The 25,144-nt window shown below is 60.2% G+C and carries 23 protein-coding genes and 2 pseudogenes; 22 read left to right on the forward strand and 3 right to left on the reverse strand.

Translation table 11 applies throughout. The features are described from left to right. The first annotated feature begins 81 nt into the window (after positions 1 to 81). The 9 genes from A5483_RS05710 (at position 82) to A5483_RS05750 (ending at position 9,996) form a co-directional block, all read left to right on the forward strand. On the forward strand, positions 82 to 1,488 hold the full coding sequence (locus A5483_RS05710; protein WP_042842700.1) for a replication-associated recombination protein A: 1,407 nt from the start codon (positions 82 to 84) through the stop codon (positions 1,486 to 1,488). Then, positions 1,485 to 1,946, forward strand: a complete 462-nt coding sequence (locus tag A5483_RS05715) for a DUF948 domain-containing protein (protein ID WP_002548455.1) — start codon at positions 1,485 to 1,487, stop codon at positions 1,944 to 1,946. Before A5483_RS05710 ends, A5483_RS05715 begins: the two co-directional genes overlap by 4 nt. A 150-nt stretch (positions 1,947 to 2,096) precedes the next feature. Then, the gene (gene alaS, locus A5483_RS05720; RefSeq protein ID WP_063811211.1) at positions 2,097 to 4,775 is read left to right on the forward strand and encodes an alanine--tRNA ligase; all 2,679 of its coding nucleotides are present in this window, start codon (positions 2,097 to 2,099) and stop codon (positions 4,773 to 4,775) included. Next, positions 4,772 to 5,254 carry a Holliday junction resolvase RuvX gene (gene ruvX / locus A5483_RS05725; RefSeq protein ID WP_002548938.1) on the forward strand — a complete coding sequence of 161 codons (483 nt, stop codon included), beginning with the start codon at positions 4,772 to 4,774 and terminating at the stop codon, positions 5,252 to 5,254. Before alaS ends, ruvX begins: the two co-directional genes overlap by 4 nt. Further along, positions 5,251 to 6,360 carry an endolytic transglycosylase MltG gene (gene mltG, locus A5483_RS05730; protein WP_002548764.1) on the forward strand — a complete coding sequence of 370 codons (1,110 nt, stop codon included), beginning with the start codon at positions 5,251 to 5,253 and terminating at the stop codon, positions 6,358 to 6,360. Before ruvX ends, mltG begins: the two co-directional genes overlap by 4 nt. Before the next feature lie 31 nt (positions 6,361 to 6,391). Continuing rightward, on the forward strand, positions 6,392 to 7,198 hold the full coding sequence (locus tag A5483_RS05735) for a shikimate dehydrogenase (protein ID WP_063811212.1): 807 nt from the start codon (positions 6,392 to 6,394) through the stop codon (positions 7,196 to 7,198). A gap of 13 nt (positions 7,199 to 7,211) precedes the next feature. Beyond that, a complete protein-coding gene (aroC, locus tag A5483_RS05740; protein ID WP_063811213.1) occupies positions 7,212 to 8,408 on the forward strand; it encodes a chorismate synthase in 1,197 nt (398 codons plus the stop codon). Beyond that, entirely contained in the window at positions 8,405 to 8,914 is a 510-nt protein-coding gene (locus tag A5483_RS05745) for a shikimate kinase (protein WP_002548677.1), read from the forward strand. The genes aroC and A5483_RS05745 overlap by 4 nt, the downstream gene beginning before the upstream one ends. Continuing rightward, positions 8,911 to 9,996: a 3-dehydroquinate synthase family protein gene (locus A5483_RS05750; protein WP_002548489.1), complete on the forward strand. Its 1,086-nt coding sequence runs from the start codon at positions 8,911 to 8,913 to the stop codon at positions 9,994 to 9,996. Before A5483_RS05745 ends, A5483_RS05750 begins: the two co-directional genes overlap by 4 nt. 140 nt (positions 9,997 to 10,136) lie before the next feature. On the opposite strand, the pseudogene A5483_RS05755 reads toward A5483_RS05750, so the two are convergent. Then, positions 10,137 to 11,202: pseudogene (locus A5483_RS05755) on the reverse strand (CapA family protein). Here A5483_RS05755 and A5483_RS05760 point away from each other — a divergent pair. Then, positions 11,168 to 11,386 carry a hypothetical protein gene (locus tag A5483_RS05760; protein WP_042842583.1) on the forward strand — a complete coding sequence of 73 codons (219 nt, stop codon included), beginning with the start codon at positions 11,168 to 11,170 and terminating at the stop codon, positions 11,384 to 11,386. The pseudogene A5483_RS05755 and the gene A5483_RS05760 sit on opposite strands and share 35 nt — an antisense overlap. Here the strand turns inward: A5483_RS05760 and ppk2 are convergent. Next, positions 11,383 to 12,333, reverse strand: a pseudogene (gene ppk2 / locus A5483_RS05765) (polyphosphate kinase 2). The gene A5483_RS05760 and the pseudogene ppk2 sit on opposite strands and share 4 nt — an antisense overlap. A 284-nt stretch (positions 12,334 to 12,617) precedes the next feature. Between ppk2 and efp the strand changes: the two are divergent. The 12 genes from efp (at position 12,618) to rpe (ending at position 24,071) form a co-directional block, all read left to right on the forward strand. Continuing rightward, a complete protein-coding gene (gene efp / locus A5483_RS05770) occupies positions 12,618 to 13,187 on the forward strand; it encodes an elongation factor P (RefSeq protein ID WP_002548452.1) in 570 nt (189 codons plus the stop codon). After that, positions 13,184 to 13,975 (forward strand): transcription antitermination factor NusB, encoded by a 792-nt coding sequence (gene nusB, locus A5483_RS05775; RefSeq protein ID WP_063811214.1) that lies wholly within the window; start codon positions 13,184 to 13,186, stop codon positions 13,973 to 13,975. The genes efp and nusB overlap by 4 nt, the downstream gene beginning before the upstream one ends. Positions 13,976 to 14,067: 92 nt before the next feature. Next, a complete protein-coding gene (mihF, locus tag A5483_RS05780; protein ID WP_002548876.1) occupies positions 14,068 to 14,388 on the forward strand; it encodes an integration host factor, actinobacterial type in 321 nt (106 codons plus the stop codon). Between the two features lie 52 nt (positions 14,389 to 14,440). Next, complete coding sequence (gene gmk, locus A5483_RS05785) at positions 14,441 to 15,040, forward strand: guanylate kinase (protein ID WP_002548746.1); 600 nt, start codon at positions 14,441 to 14,443, stop codon at positions 15,038 to 15,040. 20 nt (positions 15,041 to 15,060) lie between these two features. Next, positions 15,061 to 15,408, forward strand: a complete 348-nt coding sequence (gene rpoZ, locus A5483_RS05790; protein WP_002516821.1) for a DNA-directed RNA polymerase subunit omega — start codon at positions 15,061 to 15,063, stop codon at positions 15,406 to 15,408. A 12-nt stretch (positions 15,409 to 15,420) separates the two neighbouring features. Beyond that, positions 15,421 to 16,653 carry a bifunctional phosphopantothenoylcysteine decarboxylase/phosphopantothenate--cysteine ligase CoaBC gene (gene coaBC, locus A5483_RS05795; RefSeq protein WP_063811215.1) on the forward strand — a complete coding sequence of 411 codons (1,233 nt, stop codon included), beginning with the start codon at positions 15,421 to 15,423 and terminating at the stop codon, positions 16,651 to 16,653. Between the two features lie 39 nt (positions 16,654 to 16,692). Then, positions 16,693 to 17,886 carry a methionine adenosyltransferase gene (metK, locus tag A5483_RS05800; protein WP_002548431.1) on the forward strand — a complete coding sequence of 398 codons (1,194 nt, stop codon included), beginning with the start codon at positions 16,693 to 16,695 and terminating at the stop codon, positions 17,884 to 17,886. Positions 17,887 to 17,933: 47 nt separating this feature from the next. Beyond that, positions 17,934 to 19,943 carry a primosomal protein N' gene (locus A5483_RS05805; RefSeq protein ID WP_063811216.1) on the forward strand — a complete coding sequence of 670 codons (2,010 nt, stop codon included), beginning with the start codon at positions 17,934 to 17,936 and terminating at the stop codon, positions 19,941 to 19,943. 18 nt (positions 19,944 to 19,961) lie between these two features. Further along, the gene (gene fmt, locus A5483_RS05810) at positions 19,962 to 20,909 is read left to right on the forward strand and encodes a methionyl-tRNA formyltransferase (RefSeq protein ID WP_063811217.1); all 948 of its coding nucleotides are present in this window, start codon (positions 19,962 to 19,964) and stop codon (positions 20,907 to 20,909) included. Continuing rightward, positions 20,906 to 22,282, forward strand: coding sequence for an RsmB/NOP family class I SAM-dependent RNA methyltransferase (locus A5483_RS05815; protein ID WP_002548587.1), 1,377 nt, complete (start codon positions 20,906 to 20,908; stop codon positions 22,280 to 22,282). The genes fmt and A5483_RS05815 overlap by 4 nt, the downstream gene beginning before the upstream one ends. Before the next feature lie 131 nt (positions 22,283 to 22,413). Then, positions 22,414 to 23,178 carry a hypothetical protein gene (locus A5483_RS05820; protein ID WP_002548719.1) on the forward strand — a complete coding sequence of 255 codons (765 nt, stop codon included), beginning with the start codon at positions 22,414 to 22,416 and terminating at the stop codon, positions 23,176 to 23,178. A gap of 221 nt (positions 23,179 to 23,399) precedes the next feature. Further along, positions 23,400 to 24,071 (forward strand): ribulose-phosphate 3-epimerase, encoded by a 672-nt coding sequence (rpe, locus tag A5483_RS05825; protein ID WP_002548670.1) that lies wholly within the window; start codon positions 23,400 to 23,402, stop codon positions 24,069 to 24,071. Between the two features lie 10 nt (positions 24,072 to 24,081). Here the strand turns inward: rpe and A5483_RS05830 are convergent, their stop codons facing one another. Further along, positions 24,082 to 24,888 (reverse strand): proteasome assembly chaperone family protein, encoded by an 807-nt coding sequence (locus A5483_RS05830; protein ID WP_042842582.1) that lies wholly within the window; start codon positions 24,886 to 24,888, stop codon positions 24,082 to 24,084. Positions 24,889 to 25,144 lie beyond the last annotated feature (256 nt).

A 25,144-nucleotide genomic window follows, 5' to 3' on the forward strand; every position in this document is an offset into this window, starting at 1 on the left:
GATGGTGATGATGGGCGGCGGCTGTATCAGTCGCCGCCCGGACGCTGCCGCGCGAACATGGGTAAGCGGCACGCTGTCGCAATGCGGCGATATGGTGCCACAGTGAGTGAGGATCTCTTCGGCAACGTCACGTCGGCGCAATCTGACGCGACCAGTGGTGGGTCCCTGGATATTCCCAACCCCAACGCGCCACTGGCAGTTCGACTTCGCCCACGAACTATTGACGAGATCGTCGGTCAGCAACATCTGTTGACTCCCGGTTCACCCCTGCGCCGTCTGGCTGAGGGCACCGGTGCCATGAGCGTGTTCTTGTGGGGCCCTCCCGGGGTTGGCAAGACGACGATCGCCTCGGTCGTCTCCCACGCCACGAACCGACGTTTCGTGGAGATCTCAGCTGTAACGGCGGGGGTTAAAGACGTCCGTCGGGAACTCGAGACTGCCCGACGTCAGCTGGCTGTGGGAAAGCCGACCGTTCTCTTCGTCGACGAGGTACACCGATTTTCTAAGGCTCAGCAGGACGTCTTGCTCCCGGCAGTGGAGAACCGCACCGTGACCCTTATCGCCGCGACCACCGAAAACCCGTCGTTTTCGGTCATCTCCCCACTGTTGTCGCGTTCCTTGTTGCTGACCCTCAAGCCGCTCACCGAAGCTGACGTCTCATCGTTGCTCGATCGCGCCCTGAGTGATCCGCGTGGCCTGCGAACTGAATCCGACGGATTCTATGTCCTGGAGGACGATGCTCGCGCTGACCTGCTGCAACTGGCCGGGGGAGATGCACGACGCGCCCTCACCTACCTTGAGGAGGCCGCTGCCGGGGCGAGTGCGGCGGGTACTGTCACGATCACGAGTCAGATCGTCTCCACCGCAGTTGATCGTGCCGCAGTGCGCTACGACCGTGCCGGCGACCAGCACTACGATGTCATCAGTGCTTTCATCAAGTCCGTGCGTGGCTCGGATGTTGACGCTGCACTGCACTACCTGGCCCGGATGATTGAAGCGGGGGAGGACCCTAGATTTATTGCGCGGCGTCTGGTCATTCTCGCTAGTGAAGACATCGGAATGGCCGCCCCAAGTGTGCTCCAGACCTGTATCGCGGCAGCCCAGGCCGTCCAATTGATCGGGATGCCCGAGGCTCGTCTTAGCTTGGCCCAAGCTGCCATCGCTGCAGCCACTGCTCCGAAATCCAACGCCATCATTACTGCTATCGATGGGGCCCTGGCTGATGTGCGCGCTGGAAAAGGAGGCGAAGTCCCCGCCCATTTGCGTGACGCTCACTACTCCTCGGCTCACGATCTAGGTCATGGGGTCGGATATCGTTACGCCCACAATTTCCCGCACGGGGTTGCCGAGCAGCAATATCTGCCAGACGACATCGCCTCGGCCCGGTATTACGATCCGACCGATCATGGCAATGAGGCTGCCATCTCACAACGTCTGAGCCAGCTGCGGGTGCTGCTGGGGCGAGATACTGAGGAGAAGAAGTCATGACCTTGGGACAAATAGCCGGATTCGTCGCGGCGCTCGCGGCGGTAGCGCTCGTCGCACTATGCGCGGTTCCGCTGCTCAAACTCGGCGGCGTCCTTGACGAGGTGCGCAGAACTGTTCGTGACGTCGACGAGTCCACTGTGCCGATTCTCGAGGAGCTCAAAGGAACCGTCGTCATTACCAATGGTGAGATTTCCAAACTCGATCAGGTGATCGAGGACATCCACACAATTTCTGGGCACGGTACCATCGTTACTGGCCAGGCTGCCGAGCTAGCCCAAACCTTTACCCAGACTGTCGGGACGCCGATGGTCAAGGCCGCGGCCTTTGGTGAGGGAGTGCGGCGGACGATTCGTCGTCCGAAGCGTCGGGCGCGTCGATCCCAGGTTGAGAATACGACTAGTTCTGCCGAGGTAAGTCACCGCGCTCCTGCGACCGAGGACAGCAGCGACCAGGACTGATCTGGCAGAGAACCCGAGTACGCGCCCCAGACAGCTGTGGCGCGGTGAGGTGTAGCCTGCCGCGCGTGCGGGTAGGGTTAAGCTGCGGCGTCTCGACACGGGACGGTTCCTACGGGCCACACACAGCGACCACGTCAAGAAGGGCTAGGCATGAGAACAGCGGAGATCGGACAGCGCTTCGTCGACTTCTTCGAGAGTAAGGGTCACACTGTCGTGCCGAGCGCCTCCCTGCTCTACAACGACCCCACCTTGCTATTCGTTAACGCCGGCATGGTGCCATTCAAGCCATACCTGATGGGTGCTGAGCCCTCCCCCTGGAAGCGGGCTACCAGCATCCAAAAGTGTGTGCGTACCTTGGACATTGATGAAGTTGGCAAGACCACCCGTCATGGCACCTTCTTCCAGATGTTGGGGAATTTCTCCTTCGGTGACTACTTCAAGAATGAGGCCATTCAGTACGCATGGGAGCTCGTCACTAAGCCGGCAGAACAAGGCGGACTGGGCTTCGACCCGGCCAGCATCTGGGTGACGGTTCTTGGCCCTGGGTTCCACCCTGACTATCCCGAGGGTGATATGGAGGCGCGTGAGGCGTGGCGTGCTGCGGGTGTCCCCGACGAACATATTCAGGGCCGCTCTCTGAAGGATAACTATTGGCACATGGGGGTTCCGGGCCCGGGTGGTCCGTGCTCGGAAATCTACATCGACCGTGGCCCGGCTTATGGCCCCGACGGCGGACCAGAAGCAGATGAGGACCGTTACCTTGAGATCTGGAACCTCGTGTTCGAGACCGAGGATCTTTCAGCGGTGCGCGCTAAGGACGACTTCGACATCACAGGTCCGTTGCGCAGCCTTAACATCGATACCGGTGCCGGTCTCGAACGTATTGCCTACCTGCTGCAAGGCGTCGACAACATGTACGAGACCGACCAGGTGTTTCCTGTCATTGAGAAGGCCTCCGAAATGTCGGGCAAGCGGTATGGCGCTAACCACGATGACGACGTGCGGCTACGCGTAGTTGCCGACCACGTCCGTTCCGGTCTCATGCTCATGACCGATGGAGTTACCCCTGGTAATGAGGCCCGTGGTTACGTGCTGCGTCGTCTGCTGCGTCGCGTTGTTCGTGCCATGCGTCTGCTTGGTGTGGCGGATCCAGTACTGCCTGAGTTGCTCTCGGTCTCCCGTGATCTTATGGCTGATTCCTTCCCCGATGTCCTGACCCAGTGGGATCGCGTCATTGGCGCCGCGACAGCTGAGGAGGCCACCTTCCGCCGCACGCTCAGCGCAGGCACCGCGATGCTAGATGCAGCGGTGGTCGATGCTAAGGCTGCCGGGTCAAAGGTCCTCTCGGGGGAAAAAGTCTTCCAGCTGCATGACACCTACGGGTTCCCGATCGACCTCACTCTCGAAATGGCGGCCGAACAAGGACTGGACGTTGATCGCGATAAGTTCACCGCCCTCATGGCCGAGCAGCGTGCCCGCGCCAAGGCTGACTCTAAGGCAAAGAAGGGCCTGCTCACGGATCCGGAGGCCTATTCCCAAGTTCGTGCCCTTGGCGAGACCCCGTTCCTCGGCTACACCGATCTGACGGTGGAGACCACCGTTACCGGCATCATCGCCAACGGTGCCTCCGTGACGGCTGCTGAGTCCGGATCCGTCGTCGAGGTCGTGTTGGCCGAGACCCCGTTCTATGCCGAGATGGGCGGCCAGGATTCTGACTCCGGCATTATTCGCGCTAATGGGTTCGACTTGGAAGTTCTTGACGTGCAGCGTCCGGTACCAGGCCTGATCGTCCACAAAGTGCGTCTCGACGGCGATCTTGCTGTTGGCGACCGGGTGACAGCCCAGGTCAATCCGGCCACCCGTTTTGGAGCCTGCCAGGCCCATACCGCTACCCACGTCATCCATGCCGCTTTGCGCGAGCTTGTGGGACCGTCAGCCACCCAGGCTGGCTCCTACAACAAGCCTGGCTATCTGCGTTTCGATTTCTCCGCTACCAAGGGCCTCTCAGACTCTCTGAAAGAAGAGATCGAAGAGCGTTGCAACGTCGCCATTCATGACGACTTCGAGGTCACTGATACCCAGATGCCGTTGGAGGATGCCAAAGCCATGGGAGCGATGGCCATGTTCGGCGAGAAGTACCCGCCAATCGTGCGTGTCGTCGAGTTGGCTGGCCCGTGGTCGCGCGAGCTGTGCGGTGGAACCCACGTCGCCTCCACCGGCCGTATCGGCATGTTGAGTCTGCTGGGGGAGCAGTCAGTTGGTTCGGGTACTCGTCGCGTCGAGGCCCTCGTTTCCACTGATGCCTTCCACCACATGGCGGCCGAACGGGCGCTCGTCAACGAGTTGACCGGAATACTCAAGGTACAGCCCGACCAGCTCGCAGACCGTGTCTCGAAACTCGCGGCCGACCTCAAGGAGGCCGAGCGCAAGCTCGCCGCTGCCCGAACTCGTGAGCTCATGGGCCAGGTCGATGACATCGTTGCCGGAGCTACTCCAGCCGGATCCTTCGACCTCGTTGCTGCCAAGGTTCCGGGTGTCGTGGGCAGCGACTTGCGTACCCTCGCTGCTGAGATCCGTGCCCGTGTCAAGGATCGTCCCGCCGTCGTCGCCCTTATCGGTGGCACCGGTGACAAACCGGCCATGATCGTTGCCACCACCGAGTCGGCACGCGCTGCCGGCGCCAAAGCAGGTGCTCTTATTAAGGCTGGTATTGCTCCAATTGGTGGCCGTGGGGGCGGTAAGGACGACATGGCCCAGGGAGCTGGCAACGATCCCACCGGTATCGACGCCGCTCTGCACGCCGTTAACGCTGAGTTGACTGCGCTGTGAACCCCGCCGAACGTCCAGACACGTCTGTGCGCGGTGTCAGGCTTGCCGTCGACTGGGGAAAGGCACGAATTGGTGTGGCCGCGAGCGACCGCGACGCGATTCTGGCCTTCCCCGTTGAGACGGTGCAGACCGCTGACCATCCCGTGCAGCGCTTGGCTGAGATCGTTGCCGAATACGAACCGGTTGAGGTCATCATGGGGCTTCCTGTGGCCCTTAACGGGACCGAGCAACTGGCCGCACAAGACGTCCGGAATGCCGGACATGAGTTGGCCGAGGCCATTAGCCCGATCCCGGTGCGCTGGATAGATGAGAGAATGACGACGCGTACGGCGGCCCGGGCACTTCACGAAGCTGGGCGCAGCGCGCGTAAACAGCGTAGCGTGATTGATCAGGCTGCTGCCGTGGCCATACTGGAGCACGTGTTGGAGCAAGTTCGATCAGGCCGGTCGGAGACGACGGCAGGAGGGGTAGATTCGTGAGCGGACCGTTCAACGAGCACGACGACCCCAAGGCAGAGTTCTGGTACAAGCTTCGCAGCGCCGTCGCCGTCATCCTATCTTTGGCCGTGCTCGTCGGCGGGTGCGTCTTCGTCGGTGTGAAAGTTTATGACGGTTACATCTCCTACAAGTCTGCTGACGATTATCTCGGAGATGGTGACAAAGATATTTTGGTTCGGGTGCCTGCTGGCGCATCAGTCAGCGAGGTTGGCTCGATCCTGCTCAATAACGACGTCGTCAAGTCAACGAAGGCGTACAACAAAGCCCTCCGCGAGTCAGAATCCGACGTTACTATTCAGGCCGGCCAGTACAAGCTCAAGACCCATATGAACGCTGCAAAGGCCGTGTCTATCTTGGGTAACGCGGACAATATCCAGCGCACTCGCGTCACCTTGCCTGAGGGCTTAAGTGCAGAGCAACAGTTCGGGATCATGGCCAAGGGCACTACGATGCCAGCCAGCAGCTTCAAGTCTGCGTATCAGCAAACTGCGAAGCTAGGCCTGCCAGCCTGGGCCAACGGGCACCCTGAGGGCTTCCTCTTTCCCGACACCTACGAAGTGGGATCAAATCCAACTCCGCTGGAGATCTTGCAGATGCAAACGAATCAGTTTGCCAAGCAGGTCAACACCATGAACTTCATCGGGCAGGCCCAGGCCATCAAGCGCACCCCGTATGAGGCGCTCACCGTAGCCTCCACCCTTGAGAAGGAGGCCAAGAAGCCCAAGGACATGCGTATCGTGGCCGGGATCATTTACAACCGGCTCAATCAGGGGATGAAGCTGGAGTCCGACGCGACGGTGCTTTATGCCAATCACGCTGAGGGAAAATTGACGACAACTAGCGAGCAGCGCGCCAAACAATCCCCGTACAACACCTACTTGGTCAACGGGCTCCCGCCGACGCCCATCAGCAATCCCGGTACGGCGTCGATGGAGGCGGCCGTCACCCCGATCAAGACCGACTACCTGTACTGGGTTGTCACCGATCCGGACAAGGGAACGACCGCTTATTCGAAAACGCTGGCCGAGCACGAGAAGAACGTCAAGAAGTTCCACGCTTGGTGTCAGGCCCACAAGGGTAAGTGCTAGGCCGGGACGTGCTGATCTAGGAGGACTGACGATGCGCTGCGCGGTGATTGGCCACCCGGTGGCTCACTCCTTGTCCCCAGCAATCCACCACGCTGCGTACCAGGTACTCGGTCTGGACTGGTCTTACCAAGCCATTGACGTTGAACCCGGCGGTCTACGAGCCTTTGTCGTCAGCCTCGACGATTCCTGGCGAGGGCTATCGGTGACGATGCCTCACAAGGTTGATGTGATCGAGTTGGGGGAGACTGACGCGACGGTCGACGTGTTGGGGGCGGCGAATACTTGGGTTCGTCGCGACGGGAAGGCCATTATCCGCAATACCGACGTCACGGGGGCAGGGGTTGCGCTTCGTGCCAGGGGGGTGGCTAAGGTTGAGAAGGTTGTCATGCTGGGGGCGGGTGCAACGGCCCGGTCTGTTCTTGCGGCTGCCATTGGGATGGGGGCCAGCGAAGTCGTCGTGATGTCGCGCTCGCGCGAGCGGTCGGCGCAGATCCTTAAGCTTGCTAACGACCTTGGTGCTCACGTCGCTTGGTTACCTTTTGAGTCGGAGCCCGCGCGGTGTGACCTGCTGGTCTCAACGGTTCCGGCCGGGTCCCTGATGAAACGTGCGGAGGATCTCGCAGCTCGAGCTGATGCGGTCTTTGACGTCGTCTATGACCCGTGGCCGACCCCCTTGGGCGTGGCTGGCGAAGCCGCTGGTACAACCGTCATTGATGGTCTGGACCTGCTCGCTGGACAAGCAGTCGGCCAGGTGCAACTCATGACTGGTCATCAGGTGCCGATAAACATCTTGAGAACCACAGCGCAGAACGCTATAGCCGACCGTGCCCGCCTTTGAAAGACTAGATCTTATGCTGCGTTTCCTTACCGCCGGGGAGTCCCACGGCCCTGCTCTTGTCGCGACGATGGAGGGCATCCCAGCCCACGTCCGAGTCGGAGCCGTAGAGATTTCCGAGGAGTTGCGACGTCGCCGTCTCGGGGCGGGGCGAGGGGCCCGTATGTCTTTCGAGACTGACGAGTTGGAGTTGATTGCCGGATTTCGACACGGGGAGACCTTGGGCGATCCCATAGCGATCCGGATCGGCAATTCGGAATGGGAGAAGTGGCGCACTGTCATGGCTCCTGGGCCGGTAGCCTCCGAAGAGCTGGCTAGTCAGGCCCGGGGAGCTGCACTCACGCGACCCCGCCCAGGTCATGCCGACCTAGCTGGCATGCAGAAGTACGACTTTGATGAGGCCCGGCCAATCCTCGAGCGTGCCTCTGCTCGTGAGACTGCTGCCCGAGTCGCGTTGGGGGCGATTGCGAAGGCCTTCCTTAAGCAGGCCCTCGACGTCGAGGTGCTTTCCCACGTGGTGTCCCTGGGGCCTGTCACGGCTCCTAATAATCTACGTCCGAGGCCGGGTGACCGGAATCGTATCGATGCTGATCCAGTGCGGTGTGCCGACCCGGCCACGAGCGAGCGTATGGTTGCGGAAATCGAGGCTTGCCGCAAGGAAGGCGACACCCTAGGAGGCGTCGTCGAGGTGCTGGCCTACGGCCTACCGGCCGGGCTGGGATCGCATAGCCAGGCAGATCGCCGGCTGGATGCTCGCCTAGCCGGAGCCCTCATGGGTATTCAGGCTATAAAAGGAGTCGAGCTCGGTGAGGGCTTCGACCTGGCTCGACGCCGAGGATCACAGGCTCATGACTGGATGGAGCCGACCGAGGGCGGTATTCATCGGATGAGTGACCATGCCGGTGGCACCGAGGGAGGCATGTCGACTGGTCAAGTACTACGGGTACGTGCAGCCATGAAGCCAATCGCCACTGTGCCGCGGGCATTGCCGACCGTCGACGTGACCACCGGCGAGGCCGCCAAGGCTCACCATCAGCGTTCCGACGTGTGTGCGGTTCCCGCCGCCGGCGTGGTTGCTGAGGCCATGGTCGCATTAGTGGTGGCTGAGTACGCCTTGGAGAAATTTGGCGGGGATTCGGTGGCTGAGACTCGTCGCAATGCGCAGGCCTACCTGGGTCGTCTCGCTGAGCGCGGTTTGACGGTGGCGCCGTGATTGCTCTCATCGGGGCCCCCGGATCAGGTAAGTCGACCGTCGGGGCGTTGCTGGCCCAGCGTCTTGGGGAAGAGTTCGTCGATGTTGATGCCTTGATCGAGCAGGCTGAGGGACGCGACATTCCGGAGATTTTCCTGGCTGAGGGGGAGCCGTATTTTCGCAAGGTCGAGAGACGAGAGACGCTTGCAGCCCTTGAGCGCGGCGGCGTGGTGTCCTTGGGTGGGGGTGCTCCGGTTGACGTCGAGGTCGGTAAGGCTCTGGATCAAGTGTGCGTTGTCTGGTTGGACGTCTCGGCTCGTACTGCCGCAGATCGAGTCGGGCTCAAGGACACCGGCCGTCCCTTGTTGGGAAGCCAGGTGCATTCGCAGTTGGTGCGCCTCATGAAGGAGAGGCAGGCTGTCTACCAGCGCCCCGCAACGATACGGGTGGCCACCGACACGCTGGCACCGGAACAAGTCGTCGACGTCATCGTGTCCGAACTAGCCGAGTTAGAGGGGGAGGCGTGAACCTCGTTGAGGTTGCCACGGTCAAGCCTTACCAGGTGAGGATCGATTCAGGAGCGATCCATGAGCTGGCTGACTGGGTTGCAGGACGCCAAGCAGCCGTGGTATGTCCGCAGACCCTGGTACATCTGGTACCTCGCTTTGGTATTGACGACCCCGTGATCATCGAGATTCCCGACGCCGAGGCCGCCAAAACCCCCGAGGTTCTCGTTGATGGTTGGCGCAGGCTGGCTGAGGCCAACATAACCCGTGAAGACATCATCGTCGGGTTTGGCGGGGGAGCCACTACCGATGTTGCGGGATTTCTAGCCGCCACGTGGATGCGAGGGATTGACGTCATCCAAGTTCCGACGACGGTGCTGGCTATGGCCGACGCCGCGATTGGTGGCAAGACCGGCATCAACATTCCTGCCGGAAAAAACCTTGTCGGCGCCTTCCACGAACCCATCGGTGTTCTGTGTGACACGGATCTGCTGAGGACCCTGCCAGTGCGAGAGGTGCGTTCCGGCCTGGCTGAGATTGTCAAATGCGGGTTCATCGAGGACCCGGTGATCCTCGACCTCATCTCTGACGATCCGCGGGCGGGCCTCGATGTCACCTCCCAGACTTTCGTTGAGATGTTAACGCGTGCGATTACCGTCAAAGCTGGTGTGGTGAGCGCGGATCTGCAGGAGCGGACGTCCTCGGGCAGCGAAGTCGGACGCGAGAGGCTCAACTATGGCCACACCTTGGCCCACGCTATTGAGGCGCACAAGCATTTCACATGGCGTCATGGTGAGGCTGACGCGGTCGGCATGGTCTTCGCGGCGGAGCTATCGCACCGGTACTTGGGGCTGCCCGACGAAGTCGTTACGCGTACCCGAGCTATCTTGTCTGCTATCGGTTTGCCCGTTACCTGTGACGAGGTCGCTTGGGCAGACCTGCGCGAGATGATCAACCTGGACAAGAAGACCAGGGTAGACCCGCAGACCGGACGTCGGGTGCTGCGGTTTGTTGGTATTCACAAGCCCGGTCAGGTTGCCATGATCGTCGATCCGGACGAAGCCGCACTGGCCGAGTGCTACGACCGGTGTTTAGCAAGGTAAAGCGTTCGGATGTCAATTCCGAACGCTACGGGCTTTCGCCGGTTCGACGTAGCCTTTCCTAACTAGCGAGTTCTCCCACGGAATGGCACGTGTTTAGTTACACCAGCACTTGGGAAACGCAGCAGCGGGTCAGTTGGGACTTAGGCTTCGCTAACGCCGTTGACCCCAAGTGACTCGACGGTCCGGGAAACATCTCGTTGGGCATTCTTGAGCTTCGCCTTATTCCCTATGCCCGACTTAAGCTCAGTATCGACGGCATGAATTCGGATCGGACCGTCGTTCTTAGAACCAATAAGGATCGGAATGTACTCAGCCTTCGTCGTCGAGACCTTCCCAGATCGCACCGTGAAGGTGACCCGACCGACGACCCCTTCGTCGGTGCCGGGCATGTTAGAGGATTGCTGGGCAACGAGATTCCCCAGCCCATACATGACGATCTTGCCGTTCATCCGCGTCCATGGCTCAACGACGTGGCTATGGTGGCAGTAAACCATGTCAACGGCGGGAGACGCGGTAAGGCGCTGTGCTAGCCGAATCTGTTCCTCGGTCGGCTCATGGTGATATTCGAGGCCAGAGTGAGCCGCGACGATGACAATGTCCGCGCCAGCCTTCTTTGCCGCTTCTGCCCTCTTGATGAGGTGGTCTGCCTCGATGTCACTCCACGCCCATGGTGTGCTCTTGGGAGGGGTCGATCCGTTGAGGCCATAAGCCCCCGAAACCAGGCCCAGCTTGAGGCCTTTGCTCACAATGACGGGGGGGGGTATCAGCCTCATGCTTAGTTCGGGCTGTGCCGGAATGCTGAACATGCGCGGCGTCCAGAGCGTCAAGGGTGGCCTTCACACCTGGCATGCCACGGTCGAAAAAGTGGTTCGAGGCGGTACTGCAGGCGTCGAATCCGACAGCAGCGATCGCCTTGGCGATCTCAGCGGGCACTGCGAACTCTGGATAGCCGGAGTACTGAGAACCTGTGCGGGCGACGGGTACCTCCTCGTGGCAGATCGACACGTCGGCGTTGCGCAGGATAGGCGCAACAGTTCCGAACATCGGCGCGAAATCGTTCTTTCCGTGGCCATCTTCCCGCGCTGTGCGCCACGTGGAAGGGTGCCAGAGCAGGTCCCCGGAGACAGTGATAGTCAGTGATCCGTTGCTGCTGCGATGGATCGATGGCTGGGTGGCGGCTATCTTCGTGGGCGTAGCGGACGTCACCTTTGCAGGCGTGGGTCCAACGGTTGAGCGTGATGGCACGGCGGAGGCCGTCGACGTGCTTGTTGAGGTCGCAGGGAGAGGTACAGCGGTGTCGTCAGGCGGCGGCGTGGTGGCGCATCCACTAGCCATGAGCCCGGTGACCAAGGCCGCTACCGCCCATTCTCGTCGAGGCAACACCATTTAGTCTCCAACCATGTCTCGGGCTCGACGCACTAACCTCGGATCAGGCTGTCCGACGACATCCACATCTTTACCTTCGTAATCATATTGCGACAAGAAGTACCTCATCGCATTAAGACGCGCGCGTTTTTTGTCATTGGACTTGACACATATCCACGGCGCAGCATCGGTGTCGGTAGCGGCAAACATCTCTTCTTTGGCACGGGTGTAATCGTCCCAGCGCCCTAGCGACTACAAATCCATAGGGGAGAGCTTCCAGCGGCGTACCGGATCGAGCTGACGAATTGCGAACCGGGTGCGCTGCTCTTGCCGGGTGACCGAAAACCAGAACTTCGTGACATGTATGCCCGATTCGATCATCATCTCTTCGAGGATCGGGGCTTGCCGAAGAAAAATTCGATGCTCCTCATCGGTGCAAAACCCCATGACCCGTTCGACGCCACCGCGGTTGTACCACGAGCGGTCAAGCAGCACGATTTCTCCGGTCGTAGGCAGGTGCTGAATGTAACGCTGGAAATTCCATTGGCCCAGTTCGCGATCTGACGGTTTGTCGAGGGCTACAACGCGACAACGACGCGGGTTGAGGTGTTCGCTGAATCTCTTAATGGCCCCACCTTTGCCTGCGGCGTCGCGACCTTCAAAGACGATGACGTGACGCTCGCCGGTATCGTCGATGGAGTACTGGAGTTTCAGTAGCTCAATCTGCAATAGCCTCTTTTGAGTTTCGTACTCGCGACGATCCATGAGATTCGGGTACGGATAATCCTCGTGCCAGGTTTCCACAGCTGAGCCGTCCGGGGCGATAAGTTCGGGGTCGTCGCCATGCTCATCCGAGTCGACGACGTATCCGGCATCAGCCACCAGGTCAATAAATTCACGCAACGAGTGCTGGTCGGAATCCGTGGCGGGGTCGAAACTGACCTGCAGCTGGCTGGGATCGAGGTCGTGCATGACCTCACGGTATCGTCGTCGTGGGGTAGCGGGGCGGCCTCACGGTGAACGGACGGTAACGCTGTGATCTTCACTAGGTATCTACCTGCCCAGCACGAGGACCATCCGTTGTGGGTAGGACATCGGGTAAAACCTCACCAATCGATACTGTCGTTGGCTGAGGCGACGCTCTCCTGGGCAACCGGTCACACTGGGATTCCGCTACACTTGCCGAGGATGGGCAACGTGACTTGCCGCCACCACCCGTCCATCTCCCATCCGACGATTCCGAAAGGGCCCGACCCGTGGTTATCTCCACCAATGACATCAAGAACGGCACCGTTCTCGACCTCGACGGCCAGCTGTGGACGGTCATCTGGTTCCAGCACCACAAACCGGGTAAGGGCAACACCGTCGTGCGTACCAAGCTCAAGCACGTGCTGAGCGGGAAAGTTGTTGATCGCACTTTCAACTCCGACGTCAAGATTGAGTCGGCTGAAGTTGATCGTCGCGACATGCAGTACCTCTACCAGGATGGCGACACCTATATTTTCATGGACGAGTCGACCTACGAGCAGCTGCCCATCCCGACCGAGGTCGTCGGTGACGCCAAGGACTTCATGCTCGAGAACCAGACGGCAACTGTGGCTCTGCACGAGGGAAACCCGCTCTACATTGATCTGCCAGCCTCGGTTGAGCTGGAGATCACCTACACCGAGCCTGGTCTACAGGGCGACCGCTCCACTGGTGGCACTAAGCCTGCGACTCTCGAGACTGGCCGTGAGATTCAGGTGCCGCTGTTCATCACCACGGGTGAAAAGGTCAAGGTCGACACCCGTTCCGGCGATTACCTCGGCCGCATCTCCGAGAAGTGAGCGCGAATACGGTTCCCACGCCTAACGACGAGGGCCCTATCGAGTGGATCGGCGACCTCGAGGTCAAGCGCGTTAGCGGGGACATCAAGAAGCACGCGGACCTCTCGACCCGGTCGAAAGCCCGTAAACAGGCTCTCGACATTCTGTTCGAAGCGGACCTCATGGGTACCGACCCCCTTGAGGTCCTTGCAGCTCGTCCAGGTGTCTTCACCAATCCGGTGAGGCCATTCGCGGCTGATTTGGTCCGTGGTGTGGCAGCCACCCAGGTTGGCCTTGATTCGATCCTGACTGATTGCCTTTCTGAAGGCTGGACACTGGCCCGAATGCCGCGGGTGGACCGTATCCTCGCCCGCCTTGGCGCGTTCGAGATCTTGCATACAGATACCCCGAATCCCGCGGTGATCTCGGAGGCAATCGAGTTGAGCGAGGAGTTCTCGACTGACGATTCGGCCCCCTTCCTCAACGGGCTTCTTGGTGCGGTCATCGCTCATGAGCCTGCCCGCGCCGAAGATCTACCGTCTGACGACGCGGCTTCTTCCAGCTTGCCAGTGTCAGACGAGGACATCGAGCAGCCGTCCAGCAAAATTGACGATGCTGAATCTATGTCTGGCGGGGCACACAGCGATCTTTCCCCTGCAGAAGTGGGCAATGTGGACTTGGCTAGCGGAAATGCCAGTGATGCTGAGCACTCCGCTGCTGGTACCGATGTGACCGATGGAGAAAATCTCACCTCCGAAGTTGACGAATTAGCTACAGATCTCGACAAAACAGACGCAACCGACGGCTAAGCAGACTAATGTGCCGAACGTCTCCATCGGGGTCCCCGGTGGAGACCTCCCGCTGTCGCGCGGAGGTGCTGCACACCTGATCGGAGGGGCTCGTGTCCATACCCACTCTTTCACCTGAACAGCTTTCGGCTGCTCGTGAAGCAGCGACACGGGCTAGAAGAGTCCGCGCTGACTTCAAAGCGAAAGTTCGCTCTGGGAACATGACGCTGTCTGAGGCCCTTGATACGGCCGTTAACGACGAGGTGCTTGCTCACGTCAAGGTCGTCGATTTACTCAAAGCTTTACCACGAGTCGGAGACAAGCGCGCTGCTGAAATTATGGAGCGTCTCGAGATTGCTCCTAACCGGCGTATCCGGGGCCTTGGACGTCATCAGATTGCCGGACTGCGCGCTGAGTTCGACCGCCGCTGTTGAAACGATCGTCCCTCGGTACAACTGCGTCGCTATGGACCATTAAGGTGTTCATATGAGTAGCGACCCCGTCATCCCTCAGGCCCGCGGCCTTCGTCATCCCGGCCCGGTCACGGTGGCCGTCGTCTCCGGGCCTACTGCAGTCGGTAAGGGAACGGTGGTAGGGGCGTTGCTCCGCAGTCATCCAGAGATTGTCGTTTCCAGGTCAGTGACTACCCGTCCGCCGCGTCCCACTGAGCGTGATGGGATCGATTACGACTTCATCACTCCGCAACAGTTCGACAAGCTTATTGACGACGATGGGTTACTTGAGTGGGCAACTGTTCATAACAGCCACCGGTACGGTACGCCACGCGGTCTGGTCGAGCGCGCAGTTGCTGATAATCGCATCGTCGTCTTGGAGATCGATTTGCAGGGAGCTCGCCAGGTGCGCGAGACCTATCCGCAAGCAACCCAGATCTTCCTCGCGCCTCCCTCTTGGGACGAGCTAGTCCACCGTCTGGTCGGTCGCGGCACGGAGACACCAGAGCAGCAGAAACAGCGTCTGGCGACCGCAAAGGTTGAGCTGGCCAACGCCGATGAGTTTGACGCGGTTGTTGTCAACGACACCGTAGACCGCGCCGTTGCTCATCTGGTAGACTTACTGAGTCTATGACCGTATCTGGAGGACATTCCTTGACCGAGACCACGCCTGAAGGCATCGTCAACCCACCCATTGACCAGCTCCTCGAGCACGTCGACTCGAAATACCGCCTCGTCCTCTTCGCGGCGAAGCGCGCCCGTCAGATCAATGCGTACTATTCGCAACTGGCGGAAGGCCTGCTGGAGAATGTCGGCCCGCTGGTGGAAACCACCAACCAGGAGAAGCCGCTCTCCATCGCCATGCGCGAGATCCAGGCGGGCGTCGTCGAGGCCCATGAAATGGATGCCGAGGAAATCGCCGCCCAGGCCGCTGCTGCCCAAGAGGCCCCGGCCATTGAGTTGGATGATCCCTTCGCTGACCTCGCTGATCCAAACGCCTGATCTGGGGCCGACGTGAGTGTCGTCGTTCTCGGTGTCGGGGGAGGGATAGCCGCCTACAAGGCATGCCTGCTCTTGCGGCTCCTCTCCGAAGCCGGCCATGAGGTCCACGTTGTTCCCACTAGGGCTGCCCTCGAATTCGTCGGACGCCCGACGTGGGAAGCGCTGAGTGGGCATCCGGTCCACACCGAGGTATTCGACGACGTTGCCAGTGTGGAGCATGTCCGCTTGGCTGAGCGCGCCGACATCGTCGTGGTAGCTCCAACAACTGCCGACCTCATGGCGCGTATTGCGAGGGGCCACGCCGATGATCTCCTGACGACGACGATTCTGGCCACGTCAGCACCGGTACTGCTCGCACCCGCTATGCACACCGGTATGTGGCACAACGCTGCGACCGTCGATAACGTCGCGACTCTACGTCGCCATGGCATCGTCGTTAAGGATCCAGCTTCGGGACGCCTTACTGGTCGTGATTCGGGCCCGGGACGTCTACCTGACCCCGATGAGATTGCAGAATTCGTCGACCTCCTCATTACTGCGCCTGAGTGCGCCGCCGCGATGGCCCAGCAGGATTTCGCTGGAAGACGCGTCGTCGTCTCCCTGGGGGGCACTCGGGAAGCCATCGACCCGGTACGTTACCTCGGTAACTCGTCATCAGGTCGAATGGGCAGGGCTATCGCCCAAGTTGCCGCTGCTCGTGGAGCTGATGTCCACGTTGTCGCTGCCCATGCTGACGTCGCTATGCCGTCGGATGTGCAGATTACCCGCATTGATAGCACTGAAGACCTTGCCGAAGTCATGAACGACCTGGCCCGACAGGCCGATGTTGTCATCCAAGCCGTTGCTGCCGCTGACTTCGCGCCGGTGGCTGCTGACACCAAGATCAAGAAATACGAGGGGGACGACGCCACAGGTACAACGATGTCCCTCAAACTTCACCAGACTCCCGACGTCTTGGCCCGCATCTGTTCCCAATCGGTACAGAACAGGGTTGTCGTCGGATTTGCCGCCGAGACGGCACCAGACCGTGACCAGTTCTTGCAGCTGGCCCAGGCCAAACTCGCACGTAAAGGTTGCGACCTTGTGGTCGTTAACGACGTGAGCGGCGGAAAGGTGTTCGGCAAGGTCGGCACCGATGTGACCATGGTCCACCAGCAGGGGCCAGGCCGTCGCATTACCGGATCGAAGTCGCAGGCGGCTGTTGCCATCCTCGACGAGGTCCACGCGCTGCTGGCTACTCAGTAACACAATGCGCGGCTTGTGGCCGCGCGGACAGGAAACGCCATGCCTACTCGTCTGTTTACATCGGAATCAGTGACGGAAGGCCATCCGGACAAGATTGCCGACGCCATTTCCGACGCTGTCCTTGATGCCATGTTGGCCGAGGACCCCCACTCCCACGCTGCCGTGGAAACCGTCGTAACGACCGGACAGGTGATGGTGTGTGGCGAGGTCACCACCGAGGCCTACGTCGACATCGCCGACATTGCCCGTTCCCGTATTCTTGACATCGGTTATGACTCGTCCTCCAAGGGTTTTGACGGAGCTTCGTGTGGTGTCTCGGTCGCGATCGATGCGCAGAGCCCTGACATTGCCCAAGGGGTGACCGCGGCCTATGAAACTCGTCATGGTTCCACGGATCTCATTGACGCCCAGGGCGCCGGGGATCAGGGCTTAATGTTCGGCTATGCGTGCACCGAGACTCCTTCTCTCATGCCGCTGCCTATCGACATGGCTCATGCGCTGTCCTTGCAGCTGACGAAGGTCCGTAAGGACGGTGTGCTGGACTATCTGTGCCCTGATGGCAAGACCCAGGTGACGATTCGTTACAACGAGGACGATAAACCCGTGGCGGTGGACACCGTCGTCGTGTCAAGCCAGCATCGTGCGGGAGTTGACCTGGATGCCACGATGATCCCCGATCTATGTCGCCTCGTGATTGACCCGGTGCTGGAGCGTTACGACCTCGATCATAAAGACATGCGGGTACTCGTTAACCCGACCGGCAAATTCGTTATCGGCGGCCCCATGGGTGACGCCGGACTGACCGGTCGCAAGATCATCGTCGACACCTATGGCGGGATGGCACGCCATGGGGGAGGTGCCTTCTCGGGTAAAGATCCGTCTAAGGTCGATCGTTCCGCAGCGTATGCGATGCGCTGGGTAGCCAAGAACGTCGTCGCAGCCGGGCTGGCCGATCGTTGCGAGTGCCAGGTGGCCTACGCCATCGGTGCTGCCCACCCCGTGGGATTCCGTATTGACACCTTTGGTACCAATCACGTGCCCGAAACTGTTATCGAGCACGCTGTCGGCGAGGTCTTTGACCTGCGTCCCGGTGCGCTCATCGCGGACCTCGACCTGTTACGGCCGATCTACTCCCAGCTCGTCGCTGGTGGCCACTTCGGTCGTGAGCTTCCCGGGGTTACCTGGGAGCTGACGGACCGCGCCGAGGCCTTGGCTTCGGCCGCACGTCTCTGAGAGAACGCACCGCGACACCGTCGGTAGCGGGCCGTAGTATCTGCCCTATGACCGAACCGTTGTTGGAGACAACGTCATGGATCGCCCATGTCGTCCTGTCTTCCGGTCTGGCCCACCTTGACCGCCCTTTCGATTACCTGATCCCTGACGACCTCGTTAATCGAGTCCAGGTAGGCGTACGAGTGCGGGCCAAACTCGCCGGTCGGCTATGTGACGGCGTCGTGGTAGCGGTTGATCATGAGCAAGAACCTGGGGTCAAGTTGGCACCGATTGAAAAGCTGGTGTCTAACCAGGTTGTTGCTACGCCAGCTCAGCTCAACTTAGCCCGTCACGTGGCTGACCACTGGGCAGGCACCCAGGACGAGGTACTCAGATGGGCTATCCCTGCCCGGCACGCCACGACGGAGGCCGCTGATCCTCCGCCGTGGCCAACGCCGACGCCGACGATGCCGTTGGGGACCCTGATGACCCTCGATCGGGGCCAACACTTCCTCACATTGCTCAAGGCTGGGCAACGCCCTCGAGCTCACTGGCGGGTCAGTCCGGTTTGTGGCCCAGGGGATGAGGATCGCCTCGGGGATTGGAGCAACGGTTTACTGCAAGCGGTCTGTGCCACCTTAGCGTCTGGACGCAGCGCGGTGGTGTGTTGCCCAACGGTGGAGGACGTCGTCATCCTGCAGGCGAGATTCCAGGCTGTCTTGGGTGCAGGAACCGTCGCGGTGCTCCACGCTGATCAACCTGCGTCAACGCGCTGGCGTCATTACCTGGCAGTCATTCGTGGCGCAGCGAAGGTCGTTGTGGGAACCCGCTCGGCCGTCATGGCGCCGCTGGCGGACCTGGGGTTGATCGCCGTCTGGGATGAAGGGTCCGACCTTCATGACGAGCCGCGAGCTCCGTACCCAAATACCCGCGATGTCGCTGCACTGCGAGCCCAGATTGATCACTGTGCTTTGTTATTGGCGAGCTATTCCTGCTCGGTGCGCAGCGCTTCGTGGCTAGGGTCAGGATGGCTCGTCGGAATCGGCGCGGACCGCCCGACTATGCGGGCAGTTTGCGCGCCAGTTCGCATTCCCGGTGACTCTGATGTCGCTATGGAACGTGACCCGTTGGCGCGGTCAGTTCGGCTTCCCGATCTTGCCATGACGACCATTCGTGATGGACTGTTGCGTGGCCCTGTTCTGGTTTCTGTTCCGCGAGTTGGCGATCTCGTCTCCCCGTCATGCGCACGCTGCCGAACATCAGTGCGATGCCCTTCGTGCGGTGGACCGGTCGTGGGACGGCGTACTGAATCTGGGGTCCATCTCCGTTGCACCTGGTGTGGCAGTCAGTTATCTTCGTGGCACTGCCCAGAATGCGGCTCCACTGAAGTGAGGTCAGGCATTGTGGGGGCAACGACGACAGCCGCAGAATTGGGACGGGCGTTTCCAGATGTTCCCGTAGTTGATTCGTCCGGCGCTCACGTTCGCGACAGTGTCGATTCGGATCCCCGATTAGTTGTTGCCACCCCAGGCGCTGAACCCGCGCCGGAATCGGGCTATGCCTGCGCTGTCATCCTGGACGCGGTGTCCTCCTTGTCGAGGCCTGGCCTGGCGGCAGTGGAACAGACCGTTGATCGCTGGATGGCAATCTTGGCCTTGGTCCGATCAGTACGAGATGGCGGACGGGCGGTTGTCGTCGGCCCTTCGGAAGACGCCGCCTTGCAGGCTATGGTTCGAAATGACCCCGCCGGGTGGGCGGCACGTGAACTCACCGATCGTCGGGAAGCACGTTTCCCGCCCGCGGTGCCTTGCGGAATTGTCGACGGTGATCCGAAAGCGGTGGCATCCGCAGCACAGCGACTAGGCGAGTGGTTCGGGACAGACCTTGAGGTGCTTGGCCCAGCTCCACAACCACGTCGCGCCGGCGAATCGCAACGGGATCGGATCATCGTCCGTCCTCGTGGCACGATGCCTGTTACCGAGCTTTCCCAGGGCCTGTTCCGGCTACGTTCCAAGCACACCATGAGCCGCGAGCCAGGTAGTCTGCGTGTCGTCATCGACCCGGTTAACCTGTTGTGAGGTCGATAGGCTTGCGGTGTGAGACTTCTTTTTGCTGGTACCCCAGACGTGGCCGTCCCGACGCTCACGGCTTTGGTAGCCAATCCCGGTCACGAAGTTGTTGCTGTTCTGACCCGGCCTGACGCAGCAGTCGGACGTCACCGTTCTGCGCGTCCGTGCCCGGTCGCCAAGGTTGGCGAGGAACTCGCGATCCCCGTCATCAAGGCGACAAGCGTGAAGTCGGGCGAGGGTCACGATGCCGTCGCATCCCTCGACGTCGACGCAGCAGTCGTCGTTGCCTATGGAGGTCTCATTCCCGTCGATCTGCTGTCAACACCACGACACGGCTGGATCAACCTTCACTTTTCCCTGTTGCCGAGGTGGCGCGGTGCCGCTCCCATACAGCGGGCTATCATGGCGGGTGATGAAGAGGCGGGTGCTTGCGTCTTTCAGCTGGTTGAAAGCCTTGATGCTGGGCCAGTGTACCGCTCCATGATGGTTCCTATTGGCTCGACGACAACGGCCGGTGAGCTTCTTGACGAGCTAGCTCGTACTGCGACGCCTCTTGTCATTGACACCCTTAAGGACATTGAGGCTGGAGTCGAACCGACGCCACAATCTGTCGAAGGAGTGACAATCGCTCCACAAATCCACCCTGGTGATGTCCGTATTGCCGTCACCTCTGCTGCCGAGGAGATTGACCACCTCGTCCGAGGCGCATCCCCGGCGCCAGGAGCGTGGGCTGAGTTAAGCGATAAGCGTTTCAAGATTCTGCGTACCCGTTGCTTTGAGGCCGGGGACCGCGTACCGAGCACCGTAGCAACGGCCCAACCTGGTCAACTCGTCGCAACCCGCAAGCAGTTGTTCCTCGGTACTGGCTCGCAGCCCCTCGAGCTGTTGCAGGTGCAAGCTTTCGGTAAGAAGGTCATGAGTGGGGCTGACTGGGCTCGAGGGGCCGACATCGACGCCGGAACTAGGCTGCGATGAATCAGCGTTCGCATCAGAAGTGCCGTAAGGCTGACCCAGCGCGACGACTGGCCTATACCGCTCTCTTAGCAGTGGAGACCCATGGCTCCTATGCCAACCTGGCCCTAGCAGATCAGTTGCGTGCTGCCAGAATGACCGGGCGGGATGCGGCATTCGCCACTGAGCTAGTGGATGGAACTTCCCGTGGGACGGGCACCTGGGACCGCATCATTGCGGCAGCTTCCAACCGAGCTCCCGCCAAACTTCAGCCCGGAGTTCGGGTGGTGCTGCGCATGGCAGCGCATCAAATCCTGGCCATGAGGGTACCAACGAGGGCGGCCGTAGCGTCATCAGTCGATCTGGCTGGGCAGGTCATTGGTGAGCGCGTCACTGGGCTTGTCAACGCGGTATCGCGTCGTATCAGTAGCCACAGCCTCGAGGAGTGGGCCACCGAAATCGGCGGATGCGATGCCGTCGACGTTATGGCGTTGCGTACTCTTCACCCCACCTGGATCGTCAAAGCCTTTCAGAACCGTCTGGGCGCTGACGAGCTGGAAGCCGCCTTGCTCGCCGACAACGAGCCATCGGTCCCCACCTTGGTTGTTCGTCCCGGGCTCGCCGAGCGCGAGGAACTTATGCCCGGCACCCCAACTCGGTATTCCCCGTGGGGAGTTGTGCGTCCCGGAAACCCGTCCGATGTCGCGGCGGTGCGTGAGGGTCGGGCTGGTGTACAAGACGAGGGTTCCCAACTCGTCATCCTGGCCTTGCTGCGTGCGGCTGAGGCCAACGGCTGTTTCGGCCAGTGGCTTGACCTGTGTGCCGGCCCGGGCGGAAAATCTGCGCTGCTGGCTGGACTCGCAAGCCAGCATGACACCAGGTTGACCGCAGTGGAACTGCATGAGCATCGTGCTGATCTCGTTGCGAAAGCCCTCAAGACCATCCCGGGCGACCATCGCGTGATAACTGCCGACGGCACACGCCCGCCACTGCCAGCGCAGTCCTTTGCCGCCGTTCTTGCTGACGTTCCGTGCTCCGGTCTGGGCTCCCTACGTAGACGCCCAGATGCCCGGTGGCGTCGTACCCCCACTGATGTCCGGGAGTTGGCTCAACTCCAGCGTCGACTTCTTGTCTCAGCGGTCAATCTTGCTCAACCTGGTGGTGTCGTTGGGTACGTCACTTGTTCACCGCATCGCGCCGAAACCATCGACATCATTGATTTTGCGCGTGCAACCCTGCCTGTCGACATCATCGACGCTCCTGCCCTACTTCCTGACATTCCTAACACCGCCGCGTCTGGAAACTCCAATGCCGTCCAGCTATGGCCACACCGCCACCGCACCGATGCCATGTTCTGTGCACTGTTGCGCAAACGCAATGAGCCCGAAACGCCTTGAGCAACGACAGTTCGCACCGAGTCTGACCCATAGCCATCCTATGATTAGATCACCGTGACCGGGGGAGCACTCAAGTTACCCTTTGCAAACATCAGATTACATACTGCACATCTATTTTAGGAGATCCCGGGATGCCCACAACACTGATGAAGACCTGTCTATTCGGCATGGCTGGCGTGATGACCATTGGTCTTGCCGCGTGTGGAGGTAATTCATCATCCACCGATACGTCCGCTAGCGCCACCTCCGGACGCGCGTCGGCCACGGCTTCGCAAACGCCCACGGAGCACAAGCAGTCTGAGGCACTTAAGCGCCTCAGCAAGGATGACTTCACCAAGGCCATCTCGGATAGGAAGATTGATAACCAGACGTTCACCGTCGTGGATAGCCCCCAGCTCGCCACCCAGGTGGACCAAGTCACCAAGGTCATCAGTCAGGCGAAGATTTCCCCCGCTGACTGCGGAACGATCCTCAAGCAGAGTACTACTGGCGTTACTAGCAGTGAGATCAAGAACGTCGTTGCTGCAGTTGCTGGCACCCAGTCGGCGCCAATCGTCGTGAACTTCAATGCGGCCATGTCGAACCGCCAGAAGAAAATGTACGGAGCCGAGAACGAGCAGTTTTCTAAGTGCGGTCATGTGACAATGGAATTGCAGGGCCACAAAACGAAGACCACTATGAAGGTAACCCCAATCAAGGGTTACGAAGCTATCTCTAAGAGAGCATCCCTTTACACCACCGCAACCTCGAATGACAACGGACCTGAGGTGCCTTCTTACCAGGCATATGTTTGGCTCAAGGATGATCAGTTGATTCAGACGACTGCGCGAGATGCCAAAACAGCCCAGTCCACGCTGAAGTCAGCTCTCGACGCACTGGGTATCGCCGCGAAGTGAGACCGGGAGTGTGGCTGCTGAACTTGAGGCAGCCACACCATGAACCGAACACAGTGGTTGGTAACCTCAAAGCCGACCGACGTTGCCACCGAGTATGTGCGCGCCAAGCTAGACCGCCAAATGATGCAGGTCCACTTCGACGGCAACCCTGCGTCGTCAACCAGGGCTCGGACGCCGTAACGTTTCGCCATGCCAGTGGTGTCAACCCTTAGGCTGACACCATGACAGTTCGCATCACACCGTCAATCCTCAACGCTAATCTGGCCAACCTCGCTGGTGAGGTAGGACGGATCCCGTCAGCTGACGGAATACACATTGACGTCATGGATGGTCACTTCGTGCCGAATCTCGTGATGGGGGCACCCTTCGTGTCATCGTTGCGTCCAACCACCGACCTCATGTTTGACATTCACCTCATGATCGAAGATCCCGACAGGTGGGCACCGCAGTACGTTGCGGCGGGAGCCCAATCGGTCACCTTCCACCTAGAGGCTGCTACCGCACCAGTCAAGCTCGCTCGTGAGCTTCGGTCGATGGGGGCTCGGGCATCGGTGGCTCTGCGCCCGGCAACCCCAGTCGAGCAGCTCGCCGATATCTTGACGGAGTTTGACCAAATCCTCCTTATGACAGTCGAACCAGGTTTTGGTGGACAAAATTTCCTTGATCCGGTGCTTGCCAAGATACGCAAGGCTCGCAAGCTCATCGACGCGGCAGGTACGGATATCTGGTTGCAAATCGACGGTGGCGTTTCAGCTGACACCATCGAACGCGCCGCCGAAGCAGGAGCCGATACCTTCGTGGCAGGATCCGCCGTCTACCGTTCCGACAATCCTGATCAGGTTGTCACCTCACTACGCAACCAGGCTTTGTCTGCGCAAGTGCGTGCTCACTAATAGCTTGAATTTAGTGTCCGCGATGGCGTAGGTAAGACTGGAACTCAACTGCGAGGACATCGCCCGTCAGTCCCTCTGAGAGGGAGGCGTCCTGCTCGGTTTCCAGCGCTGCGATGTATTCGGCCAGGTCAGGATGGTCGACCAACGCCTCATCGATTGCGGCCGCCCAATCTCGTTTATTTTCTTCGAGCCCAGCTTGTGGCAGCGCAATCCCAGTGAGTTCCTCAATCCGCATCAAGAGGGCCTGTGTCGCGGGCGGACAAGGCGACTCGCAAGCATACTGCGGCACTCCCACCCATAGGCCAATGGCATTCATTCCTTGACGACGTGCCTCGGTTACAAGGACAAACGGGATGCCGGTGGGTCCGTCGTATTCGAGTTTCTCTGCCCCTAATTCGCTGATGACGTTGGGATCAGTGGCAGAGACCATGACCGGGAGCTGTCGTGTGTGGGCCACATCGGTGGCCATCGCGCCGAGCACAATGAGGCCAGCTGGCTTGAGCTTACGTAGCCGTCGTAGCAGCCGAAAGCAGTAAGTCCGCCAGCGCAAACTCGGCTCCGGCCCGTCGACGACAACGATAGGGCGGCCCTGCCATCTCCCGATCCGGATGGCAGTACTCGGCCAATTAACGATTTCGAGGTCGTTCATGACGGTGATGGCGGGACGGGTTTGGCGAAAGTCATGAAAGGCCTCCCCGTCAATCGTGCGCCATGTTCTTGCTTCAGAGTATTCAGCGATGAGAGTCGCCGCCTGAGTAGCAGCCGATCCGGCGTCATTCCAGCCGCCGAAGGCCACGACGACCCATGGCCGGTTCATGTGTCGAAGTCGCATGGCGTCAAGGCTAGCCCGCGTCCCAGGTTGAGGCGCGGGGCGACACCATCGATCACCAGACCTGCCGCGGCTACCGGTACAGTTTCGGTTACGCCGCCTGTCCGACCCTCGAAAATCGCGCCAAGGTGGTGAAACTACTCGACCCGACGAGAATCGGCGCTGAGATGTCGCAGGAGCCCCGACTCCGTCCATAACAGCCCGCCGACATCTTCGTCGTCCATCACCCGGAGGCTAATTATTT

This window comes from Cutibacterium namnetense (genome assembly GCF_001642025.1).
GTDB lineage: Bacteria > Actinomycetota > Actinomycetes > Propionibacteriales > Propionibacteriaceae > Cutibacterium > Cutibacterium namnetense.